The following is an 11,370-nucleotide window of genomic DNA, read 5'->3' as shown; positions in this document are numbered from 1 at the left end:
TTAGGTAGTGGGTAGTTCATAGCAGCCAAACTCGTCTTTTTAAGCGCTTTTTAAACTTGAAAAGCATGTTTTTTGTTAATTCATCAATGAAAAACCCTCTATTTATTTTAAATAGAAGGTTTTTTATATTTAATGGACAGTTATTTTTTATAGTACCGCTTAGGCTATTTTATAAAACGGTTTAATACTACTAGCTGATGAGTATTTTTAGTACAGTGTTAGCTTTCAAGTACTTTTCTGACAGGAGCAAAACTACGGCGATGCCCTGATAATGCTCCATGCTTTGAAAGCGCTTCCATATGGGCGCGTGTCGGGTAGCCTTTATGCTTGGCAATGCCGTATTCAGGATGCTCGGCATCAAGTGCATACATGGTTTGGTCGCGGCTTACTTTTGCTAAAATACTGGCCGCCGCAATGCTAGTATGTCGGCCATCGCCTTTCACCCACGCTTGACAATCAATCGCTGATTCTTCGATACCAAATCTAGTAAGGTTTGCATAGTCCAAATCAGGGCAGCGATTACCATCGAGCAGCACTTCAAACGTTCTTTTATGGCCAGATTTTAAGTACTTAGCCATTATCTCCAATAAAACCTCAGTACATAGTCGCATACCTAGCATGGTTGCTTGCAGGATATTTACTTGGTCGATGACGGCTGCGGGTATATCAGCGACGATATAACCGACTGCATACTGCTGAACCAGCGGATATAAAATGTCGCGCTTTTTTTCGCTTAATTGCTTTGAGTCCGTTAAGAGAGATAACGGCGTGGCTTTAAGTGGCTCTTCCTCAATCAATCCTGACCAAGCGCGCGGCAATATCGCAGCCGCCACATTGACGCTTCCTAGCAGCGGTCCGCGCCCCGCTTCATCCACGCCAATTTGTATGGCTGATGGTTGTAAGTCTTCTATATTTATCGGATATTGCGCAAGTAATTCGGCGCTATTTAATTGCCCAGATAACTGTATGGGCGCCGCCAGTTGAATATATTGACCTTTAATATCAACTTGTTCAATAACCCTATCAATCTGAACGACATGGTTATTTTTAGCGGGGTTTTCTATAGTGATATTTTCTGTACGGGGCATCATACTCATGGCTTATTATTTGTTAATCTTACTGATTAATTGATTTGCTTATTTGACGCGATAGACGGTTAGTTACTGAGTTTGAAAATTATTTTGGCTGTTTTGATTTTCTTGGTCGCTAAGCTCATCACTTTGATGGCTATCGCAGTCTTGAATAAACCATTGCTCAATGACACTATCAACCGGATCATGATTGCTTTGTTGTTGTAATAAATGCTTGGTATCAGTGAGCGCTTTTAATTGCTCAGCATAAGCGCGCGGTTGCAACAGCCGCATCACGGTGCGACAGATGTTGTCGCCGCTCGCCTGCTCTTGGATAAGCTCAGGGACAATCGCGCTGTCTGCTAGAATATTGGGCAAAGCAACATAAGGAACTTTGACTAAGCGTTTGGCAATCTGATAAGTCAGCTGATTTAACTGATAAATAACCACCATCGGGCGCTCAAGCAGCATGGCTTCCAAGGTAGCAGTACCCGATGCCAACATGACGACATCTGATGCGGCCATTGCTTGCTGACTAAAGGCTGGCTGGCTATCATCATAGACCACGACAATCGCCGCCCGCAGTTGCTCTGAGCGCTTATCAATCACATCTTGGACGATATATTGATGATTTTGATCGACCGTTGGAATGATAAAACACAGCTTAGGATCTAACAGTAGCAGCCTTTGGATACCATCAAGCATCAGCGGCAAAATAGCCGTTATCTCACCGCGCCTCGACCCTGGCATCACACAGATAAGCTGGCTGACCTCATCAAAGCGATCAATAAAAAACTGCTGCAAACCATCATTGTGCCAGACAAGCTCGCTCCGGCGCTGATCGATTGGCGTCTCCAGCAGGGTGTGATCGATAGTTCGCAATAGCGGATGACCGACGCATATCGCTGGGTGACCGTAACGCTCATAAACTGGTAGCTCAAAGGGAAATAGACACAACACCAAATTGGTCGCCGCCATAATATTATGAATGCGCGACTCGCGCCATGCCCAAATAGAAGGGCTGACATACTGCACGCAAAATACCCCTTGTGGCTTTAATTTTTTGGCCACTCTAAGGTTAAAATCTGGCGCATCAATGCCAATAAACCAATCAATACTCGCAGCTTTAAAGGCAGCCAGTAATTCTCGGCGCGCCTTTAGCAAGTCCGGCAACTGAGCAACCACTTCGACCAAGCCCATCACTGCCAGACGCGATAACGGAAAAATACTTTGCAGCCCTTGCGCTTGCATTTTTGCACCGCCAACGCCCACCCAAATAATATCATCGCGCAGATTATTCATCTGCTGCATAAAGTCTGCGCCCAAACTGTCGCCCGATACTTCACCAGCGACAATACCTATCACCAGTGGCGAGGCCGCTACGTCAGGCAATTGATCAAAAGCACTATAAGCGTCGGACGCTGGCGTTACGTCAGCATGTTGGTGAGGCGTAGCAGAAACTGTCATGATAAGCTCTCAATATTAAAATGGTACAATTTAATGGGTGCCAATTAAGCAGCACAGTTAAAATAAGGCAAAGGGTACAATACGGCTATTATAAAAATAATAAGTATAAAATATAACATAGGATAGCCGTAATAAGATGCGCATTCAAAGCCATCCAAAGTTATCCAGAGTCATCTCAGTCGCTTCTATATTGCTCAAATTTGATTGTTTATATCGCCATCATACGTGACAGTGCCTAAAATAGCTAAAAATAGCGGAATTAAGTCATCAAATCTGGTCGTAATTGCTCACATATATCTGCCGATAGACACTTTGTTTAGTGAAAAGTTTAGTGAAAATTTGGACTGAGCTTAGCGATAAAAAAACATTTAACCAGACGTTTTATACTGCTCAGTTACAGGTATACGCCCATGAATAGCGCTAGATTAAGGCTACTTGTGGCCATCAGATATAACAAAGTTTTAGTGCTCGCATTCCAGTTAGTAGTCAATTAACTGTGCGACTACCCTTGTCAACCAGCGCTTTTGTCCGCATAATGAATATCCCCATAAATTAGCTAGACGATATATAATCATGACAACACCAGCTACTCATAATGCAGACATTGACGACGTGAATATTGAAAAATTCATTCCTTTAATCACCCCCGCTGAGCTAAAGACTGAGCTCCCTTTATCAAAAGAAGCCTATAACACGGTTCTAAAAGGTCGTAATACCATCCAAGATATCCTCGACGGTAAAGACAAGCGTCTATTTGTGGTTATTGGTCCTTGCTCGATTCACGATATTAAAGCCGCGCACGAATATGCTGATCGCTTGGCGGTATTGGCAAAAGAGATTGAAGACAGCATTTTCGTTGTAATGCGCGTCTATTTTGAAAAACCGCGTACCACGGTTGGCTGGAAAGGCATGATTAACGACCCTGATATGAACGACAGCTTTGATATCGAGAAAGGTCTGCGCACTGCCCGTAAGTTATTGCTTGATTTGAATGAAAAAGGTCTGCCGTGCGCCACTGAAGCATTAGACCCAAATACGCCGCAGTACATGCAGGATTTGATTAGCTGGTCAGCGATTGGTGCGCGTACGACTGAGAGCCAAACGCATCGCGAGATGAGCTCAGGCTTATCGTGCCCAGTTGGCTTTAAAAACGGTACGGATGGCGGCATGACGGTCGCGGTTAATGCCATGCAAGCGGTCAAAGAAGGTCATAGCTTCTTAGGCCTATCATCAGATGGCAAGGTTTCTATCATCAAATCAAAAGGCAACCCTTACGCCCACGTGGTACTGCGCGGCGGTAATGGTAAACCTAACTATGATGAAACCGCCGTTGCCCAAGTGGAAAATGAGCTAGCAAAAGGCAAAACCAATAGTAAGATTATGATTGACTCAAGCCACGCCAACTCTGGTAAAGACCCCTATCTGCAGCCGATGGTCATCAAAAACGTCGCTGAGCAAATTCAAAACGGTAATAAATCTATCATCGCTATGATGATTGAGAGCCATCTAAAAGGCGGCAATCAAAAGCTTACCGCTGATTTAAGTCAGCTTGAGTACGGCAAATCCATCACCGATGGCTGTTTAGATTGGGACAGCACAGTTACTGCTCTACATGAGCTACGCGACATGGTCAAAGACGTTTTGCCAAATCGTTAATGGCGTCATATCTTAATAGCGCTATGTCATAATTAATCGTTATTGGCTACTCAAAAAAAAACCGTTTGACAGCACATGTCAAACGGGCTTTTTTTGCCTTTGAACTTATCAGCCTGCATTTATAAAAAACAACTTATAAGAAATAAGTTATAAAGCTCTACGCTTTACGCACTTACATTTGCCGCGTCTAATACACTGTTTAAGCTCTCAAGTACATGCTTAGAAGTCGCCTGCTTTTGCAATTCAAGCAATTGCTCATGCGCCATTTGACGACGCGGTTCAGCCAAGGTATTCCAACGTGCCAGCACTTGTAATAAGCGCGATGCCAAGACAGGATTGGCCTCATCCAACTTTTTAATCACAGCGATATAAATATCTAATCCTTCTGCTGTCCATAATACCGTTGGCTGCGAGGTAAAGGCGCTAATCACTGAGCGTACACGGTTGGGCGTATTCCAATCAAAATCGGCATGCTCAAGTAAGGACTGGATAGTATCGGCACTGACATCATCTGCAGACGCTTGCACACTAAACCATAAATCAATGACCAAATCATCATTGTGAAAACGCTGATAAAAGTCCGCTAAGTATGCATCTGCATTTGCCAGTTGATGATTGACCATCGCCTTTAACGCGCCAAAACGCTCTGTCATACAGCTGGCATTATCGTACTGCTGCTCTGCCCATACATATGCGCCCGCAACATTCGCAGTCAGTGCCATATTAAGCACCACATTACGTAAGGCGCGCTTGCCACGAGCGGCGGCACTGTCTTCATAAGCCTGCATAGGTAGCTGTTGATAAAGCTCAGACCACTGATCTTTTAGCGCCTCTGCCAGCTGTTGATATAAGCCTTCGCGCTGCGCTTTTACCAACTCTGGATCATAGTCTTTGTGTATGGCCGCTGCCAGCTCCGATGCCGACGGGATATCAAGTAAACGCGCGGCCAACATCGCATCAGTAGTAGCGAGCTCAGGTAACGTCTGCGCTAGGGCTTGCAGATAGATTTTTGGACTACTTTTTGCGCCTTGAGACGGCAGTAAAATGCGATTGACCAGCATTTGGGTTACTTGCCAGCGGTTAAAACCATTGGTCTCATATTTAAGTAAAAATGCCAAATCTTCATCTTGATAATCATAATTGAGCTGTACTGGCGCACTAAAGTCTCGTAGCAAGGATACAACTGGCTCACTTGCTACATTCTCAAAAGTAAAGGTCTGCTCTGCTTGACCCAGCAGCAGCATACGCTCAGCGACGATGTCGCCGGTTTCCTTATCAAATAGCGCGGTCGCCACTGGAATTGGCAGTGGTTTTGGTGCCTCAAAACCTGCGACGTGGCGCGTTTTTTGGCTTAAAGTAATGGTCAGCGTTTGGGATTCGCTGTCATAATCTTGGTGACCAGACACCACTGGCGTACCCGGCTGGCGATACCAGTCGATAAAGTCTTCAATCTTGCTATCAGTAATACTGAGCGCCGATAAAAAGTCCTCAACCGTCACGGCTTGCCCATCATAACGGCGAAAATACTCATCTGTGCCTTTACGGAAATTGACAGGTCCCAAAGTATTGGCAATCATACGCACGATTTCAGCGCCTTTCTCATAGACGGTTGTCGTATAAAAATTATTAATTTCAACAAAGCTCTCAGGGCGTACCGGGTGCGTAAGTGGCCCTGCATCTTCGGCAAATTGATGCGCGCGCAAGGTCGCCACGTCATCAATACGCTGCACCGCACTTGACTGCTGATCGGCTGAAAACGATTGATCACGATAAACGGTAAAGCCTTCTTTTAGGCACAGCTGAAACCAATCGCGGCAAGTGATGCGATTGCCCGTCCAGTTATGAAAGTACTCATGGGCAATGATGGATTTAACACTAAAGCTACGCGCATCGGTCGTCGTCTCAGGACTAGATAGCACACAAGCGGTATTAAAAATGTTTAAACCCTTATTTTCCATCGCGCCCATATTAAACTGACTGACGGCGACAATCATATAACGATCTAAATCATAAGCGCGGCCATAATTAACTTCATCCCAATGCATCGAGTCTTTTAGCGCTTGCATACCAACAGCGCATTTATCGATATCTTCAGCCTTCGCGTATAGCTCAAGCAGAACCTCGCGTCCTTCGCTCGTGGTATAGCTGTCAGTCAACACCTCTAAATCGGCGATGACACAAGCAAACAAGTAGCTTGGCTTATTGGTTGGGTCCTGCCAAATCGCGTAATGACGCTCAGGTTGACCCGCAACGTCCCCAGCTTCGAGCAAATTACCGTTACTTAATAGCGTCGGAAAACGCTTATCGGCTTCAAGACGTGTGGTAAACACCGCGAGCACATCGGGACGGTCTGGATAAAAGGTAATCTTGCGAAAGCCTTCAGGCTCGCACTGGGTAACAAACATGGTATCGTCGCCACTGCCTGCCATGTAAAGCCCTTCTAGCGCGGTATTGGTCTGCGGCTGGATGCGTACTTGTAGCTGCAATTTTGTATGTTCTGGCGCATCGGTAATGATTAATTTGCCGTCTTCTTGCTTATAGCGCTCACTGGCAAGCGGCTCGTCATTAAGCTTGATCGCTAACAGCTCAAGCGCTTCGCCATATAACACCAAATCCCCTGCAGCCTGACGCTGCATCACTAAAGTACTATCCACAATGGCATAATCATCAAATAGCTTAATATCCAAATCAACGGTTTCGACATCGAAACTTGGCGGTTTATAATCTTTTAAATGAATTTTACTCGGCGCATGCGGTGGCACATCGGGCATTTCGGGGTTGATAATTTGAGCAGCAGTTTCAGTGGTGGACATGGAGGTTCCTATTATTGTTTATGATTTAAATATCTCGCCAATTATTTTAAAGCACGCCATCAACAAGCACAATTTTCATTATAAAAAGACTTCTCAAGACAGTTAACTACATTGACCTAAACGTCCAAATTTCAAGTACTAAACTTCAAGTACTATGAGATATAAAATAGATTTAAATAAATTAAACTGCTACCAGTTCAGTTTCATATCAGTGACTATATTAACCCTAAACATTGACGCTAAATTTTCAACTAGAACGTTACATATCTATAGGTGAACTCTCGAATTATTTACAGTAATACTACTTACATAAAGTAACATTTAGTATATGGTAGATAGTAATTGCCTCAGTTTTACCGAAAGCAGTTTAAAAACAACAAATGTTATTAAAATTAATAAAATTTTTAGGAGCTCACTATGTCAACCAGTTTTGCAAAAATCGCTGCTCTAGCCGTGTTATCAAGCTCGGTAGTATTCGCGTCAGGGTGTGCCAACAAACGCGCAACTTCAGAAGTAGTCGTTGCCCCACTAGGTATCCCAGGCGGTCAAGTCGGTTATAACGGCGCGGTAATCGTCGATAATTCAAATGCTGTGATTACTGGCGCAGAAAATCTACAAGCCGTGGTTTACTTTGCTTTTGATAGCAGTGAAATTACCTCAGAAGCTGCCAGTGTATTAAACCAGCATGCTAGCCTATTAAGCTCAAATCCAAACGCTGGTGTCGTTATCGCAGGCCATACTGATGAGCGTGGTAGCCGCGAGTACAACATGGCATTGGGTGAGCGCCGTGCCCAAGCTGCACGTGATTATCTTGCCGCCCAAGGCGTTGCGGTCAATAATATTCGTATCATCAGCTATGGTGAAGAGCGCCCCGCTGTTGCCGGTACGACTGAAGAGGCTTATGCACAAAACCGCCGTGCTGAGTTGTCTTACTAAGAGCCTTTTATAAGACTTCGTTAGCAGTAGCATCCAAAAGCCCAGCAATCCCATTCACATTGCGGGGCTTTTCGTTTTCTATTCATACACTATAAATAAACTATGCCGCTCTTACATTTACATAATACTCAATACACTCAACTAGACGATAAGACGTGGTGTGCGGCGGCACAAGTAACGGCGCCTAATCCTCTAAACCCTCCTGATTCTCTAAACCCTCTAAGTCACTCCGCTTTATTCAGCCACGATCGCATTGCTACCGCTTCTCTATCAGCACGCGAAATAGCTCAGCAACAGCGGCAACAGCAACGCGCGGGCGTACGGTTATTATTACAATCATTACTTAATAAATTAGAGTTTACTGATACTTTGGATGATTGCAGTTTTCCCTATCGCCTTATCAGCAGTCAGTATTTTGTGTGTTTTAGCCATACAGGCGCGCATAGTAAAACCATTCACAGCAAAAGTGCTTCAACTCAGCGTAAAAATGAAAAACTCTCCGACGATTTAAGCAATAAAGTCGCCGTCGTCATCAGCGCTCACCGTCCAGCAGGCATCGACATAGAAACCAACCATGTTGAATGGCAAGTGGCCCAGCGCTTTTACCATGCAAATGAAATTGCGTTCTTGCAAACACTCTCAACTGTGCAACGAGATACGGCCGCTAAACTACTATGGCAAATAAAAGAGAGTTTTATAAAAATACATCAATATAAACTCGCGCAAGGGTTAGGAATGGATTATTCCTATCTTATTGCAGATTTGATAAATGGCAGTAGCGAAAAAAAGCCACCGTTAATCGTCATAAAAGATACTAAAAACGATTATCGTATCGTTCTCTTACTTTCTCAGCAGATCGTTATTGTTTATTAAAAAACATTTCATTTAAAAAGCAACTATGATTTATTTTAGACAAAAAAAACGACCCCTTAAGGATCGTTTTTTTATGCTTGGCTATCTAATAACAGTTTTAAACTGTCGCTAGCTTAGAAGCGGTAAGTTGCACCAAGTTTAACAATTGGCATCCACTCTAACCAGCTCTTATCTTCTAAGTCTCTTTCTGCTTGACGAGCTGCATCTTGCGCCGCTAATTCATTTCCGCCTTCACCGGTGTAGCTAACATTTGCATCTACTTTACCCATGTATGCGGCACCAAGTTCGCCAAATACACCGAAGTTATTCGTGATATTAGGACGGAAACCAACAGTTAAATAAGGTGCTAGCTTGTTACGGTGTTCGATACTACCTTCTAGATTACCAACATTCTCTCCACCAAACTCACTAGAATTCTTATCTACATCTGCACCTGCCGGGCCAGCATAGAACTTCTGATCATTAATTCTGTAAAAGCCTTCACCTTCAGCATTTGCACGTACATCGATATCGTTGTCCGGAACAATAATACCAGCACCTACTGTGAACCAGTTGGCTGCAGGGCGTAACTGAACGCCTAGGTAAGGGTTGCTAAAATCTGTATCTACATCATAGTTGATGTCATTTGCATCGAAGTCACCGCCAAATAATTCAGCTACGTCGCCACCTGCCCAACCAGCTTGTAATTCAGTTGTCTCATTAAGACCCCAACCGATGTTAGCACCATAACCTAAAGTACCTACTTCAGCGCTGATAGCCGCTGGATGAGTGACGGTTTGGAAGAAAGTCTTAGTGCCGCCAGTAATTGCACCAGCAGTGTTACGTACCACACCAGCATCTGCATTGTATGCATAAGCAGGCTCTGCTTGATAAGCAACAGCGACTGGCTCAGCTTCGTATACAACTGCATCATTGTCATCAACCACGATAACTGGTTCAGCTGCCAATGCAGCAGTAGATGCTAAAACAGCAGCAGAAATTGCCGTCAATTTAATAAGTTTCATAAATACTCTCCTAAAGTGTGAAATAACTCGCCCGTAAAAAAATGATAATTTAACTTTTTTATAAACAACCATTTTGTTGAGCAGATTAAAACAATTTTGGCCCAAAAAGTCACCCCTATGAATGCGCTTTTTATTTGCCGTTATGTAAAGATTGCATAGATATTGTAATATTTGCTACACCAACCTGCAAAACTTCGGTTTCCTGTTACACAATACTCTCAAAGCAACTGAATAGTCGGAACATGATTATTGGATTGCTTAACGCTCATGTAAAGGTATTACAAAACATGTCAAGTATAATGACCTACCCCGACGTGTAACTCAATTACAGTTGTAGAGCTTATTACTACAGTTTGTTGTGGTTTGTGAATTAACGTATCCTAGCTTGCCCAAAAACCAAGATGATGGAAAGGGTTTAGAAATATTATCTGCATTATAGATGGGCGTATATATTGTTTAGATATAATAAGATATAAGCTTGTCTAAGCGCGATATTATGCTAAATTAGATTAAACAATAGCTTTATTTGCTGTTTTTAAATTCATAGACTTTGCTGCATAATTTAAAAAAACTATCTTGTGTCTTTTTTTATTCTTATCACTCTTATTGAGACATTTATATGCCAAAAGTATCGTCGATTACCCGTGTGTTAGAGATTATCGAAGCCGTATCTTACGCTTCAAAACCCCTCTCTCCACTTGAGCTGTCGCAAGAGCTTGATATCCCAAAACCCACCATTCATCGCTTGATTCAAAATTTGGTGGATGAAGGATTTGTTACCGTTGATATTGGCGGCGGTATTATTCCGGGTAAGCGGGTGCGCAATCTGAGCGTCGAGCTTTGGCAGCAGCGCCAGTTCTTTAATGAGCGCCAAATCATTTTGCATAAATTGGTTGATGAGATTAAAGAAACCTGCGGTATCGCCATCCCTTATCAAATGGACATGATGTATACCAACCGCGCTAAAACCTCGCTCCCGTTACAAATTTATCTGCCTGTAGGGGCGAAGTCACCGATGTGGTGTACCGCTACGGGTAAGCTGTATTTGAGCCAATTGTCGGCGACCAGCCGCGCTAAAATAGTGCAAGGACTGCCACTAGATAAATTTACCAAAAACACGATTACGGATGTGGCTACGTTAAATGCTGAGCTAGATCGTATCGCTGAGACCGGTATCGGTATCGATAATGAAGAATTTATCTCGGAGATGGTGGCGGTATCGGTACCTGTGCTGGATAAAAAATCTCGTTATCTGGCATCGCTATATATTCATGCGCCAACCATTCGCGTCTCCTTAGATGAGTTATTGACGCATGTGCCTAGACTACAAAAGGCAGCGCAAGATATTCAATCATTGGTATATGAGCTACAAAGCTAAAGACATCGACCGTTAAAGATTAACAGATAAAATACATAAAAGGTCTGCGTTATGATGACAACGCAGACCTTTTTGCTTGCTCATCTTATCTATATTAAAAGCTATTGATAAGAAATATAGATAAACCTTCTATTTTAAAAAACTTTTAGAAAACTAGGGCGTGTCATCAATTA

At 43.4% G+C, this 11,370-nt stretch carries 8 protein-coding genes; 4 read left to right on the top strand and 4 right to left on the bottom strand.

Annotation, left to right across the window (positions count from 1 at the left end; translation table 11 throughout):
• Positions 1–218: 218 nt before the first annotated feature.
• Complete coding sequence (locus B4240_RS01825; RefSeq protein WP_296236524.1) at positions 219–1,097, bottom strand: ribonuclease HII; 879 nt, start codon at positions 1,095–1,097, stop codon at positions 219–221.
• 63 nt (positions 1,098–1,160) lie between these two features.
• Positions 1,161–2,537: a lipid-A-disaccharide synthase gene (gene lpxB, locus B4240_RS01820; protein WP_296236523.1), complete on the bottom strand. Its 1,377-nt coding sequence runs from the start codon at positions 2,535–2,537 to the stop codon at positions 1,161–1,163.
• A gap of 573 nt (positions 2,538–3,110) precedes the next feature.
• Between lpxB and B4240_RS01815 the strand changes: the two genes are divergently transcribed.
• The gene (locus B4240_RS01815; RefSeq protein ID WP_296236522.1) at positions 3,111–4,193 is read left to right on the top strand and encodes a 3-deoxy-7-phosphoheptulonate synthase; all 1,083 of its coding nucleotides are present in this window, start codon (positions 3,111–3,113) and stop codon (positions 4,191–4,193) included.
• A gap of 164 nt (positions 4,194–4,357) precedes the next feature.
• Here B4240_RS01815 and pepN read toward each other — a convergent pair whose 3' ends face one another.
• Positions 4,358–6,964: an aminopeptidase N gene (gene pepN / locus B4240_RS01810; protein WP_296236526.1), complete on the bottom strand. Its 2,607-nt coding sequence runs from the start codon at positions 6,962–6,964 to the stop codon at positions 4,358–4,360.
• Positions 6,965–7,423: 459 nt separating this feature from the next.
• On the opposite strand from pepN, the gene pal reads away from it, so the two are divergent.
• Together pal and B4240_RS01800 are read left to right on the top strand one after the other, a co-directional pair.
• Positions 7,424–7,942: a peptidoglycan-associated lipoprotein Pal gene (pal, locus tag B4240_RS01805; RefSeq protein ID WP_296236521.1), complete on the top strand. Its 519-nt coding sequence runs from the start codon at positions 7,424–7,426 to the stop codon at positions 7,940–7,942.
• Positions 7,943–8,044: 102 nt separating this feature from the next.
• Complete coding sequence (locus tag B4240_RS01800; protein ID WP_296236520.1) at positions 8,045–8,815, top strand: 4'-phosphopantetheinyl transferase family protein; 771 nt, start codon at positions 8,045–8,047, stop codon at positions 8,813–8,815.
• Positions 8,816–8,928: 113 nt separating this feature from the next.
• Here the strand turns inward: B4240_RS01800 and B4240_RS01795 are convergent, their stop codons facing one another.
• Complete coding sequence (locus tag B4240_RS01795) at positions 8,929–9,819, bottom strand: hypothetical protein (protein ID WP_296236525.1); 891 nt, start codon at positions 9,817–9,819, stop codon at positions 8,929–8,931.
• Positions 9,820–10,438: 619 nt separating this feature from the next.
• On the opposite strand from B4240_RS01795, the gene B4240_RS01790 reads away from it, so the two are divergent.
• Complete coding sequence (locus B4240_RS01790; RefSeq protein ID WP_296236519.1) at positions 10,439–11,197, top strand: IclR family transcriptional regulator; 759 nt, start codon at positions 10,439–10,441, stop codon at positions 11,195–11,197.
• Positions 11,198–11,370 lie beyond the last annotated feature (173 nt).

The organism is Psychrobacter sp. UBA5136 (assembly GCF_002414005.1).
GTDB lineage: Bacteria > Pseudomonadota > Gammaproteobacteria > Pseudomonadales > Moraxellaceae > Psychrobacter.
Note: the sequence above shows the minus strand (reverse complement) of the source record. Positions and strands in the feature narration are given on the sequence as shown.

Coding starts and splice junctions, on each gene's coding strand:
- B4240_RS01825 (WP_296236524.1), bottom strand. CDS start 1,097: ATGAGTATGATGCCCCGTACAGAAAATATCACTATAGAAAACCCCGCT.
- lpxB (WP_296236523.1), bottom strand. CDS start 2,537: ATGACAGTTTCTGCTACGCCTCACCAACATGCTGACGTAACGCCAGCG.
- B4240_RS01815 (WP_296236522.1), top strand. CDS start 3,111: ATGACAACACCAGCTACTCATAATGCAGACATTGACGACGTGAATATT.
- pepN (WP_296236526.1), bottom strand. CDS start 6,964: ATGCCCGATGTGCCACCGCATGCGCCGAGTAAAATTCATTTAAAAGAT.
- pal (WP_296236521.1), top strand. CDS start 7,424: ATGTCAACCAGTTTTGCAAAAATCGCTGCTCTAGCCGTGTTATCAAGC.
- B4240_RS01800 (WP_296236520.1), top strand. CDS start 8,045: ATGCCGCTCTTACATTTACATAATACTCAATACACTCAACTAGACGAT.
- B4240_RS01795 (WP_296236525.1), bottom strand. CDS start 9,819: ATGAAACTTATTAAATTGACGGCAATTTCTGCTGCTGTTTTAGCATCT.
- B4240_RS01790 (WP_296236519.1), top strand. CDS start 10,439: ATGCCAAAAGTATCGTCGATTACCCGTGTGTTAGAGATTATCGAAGCC.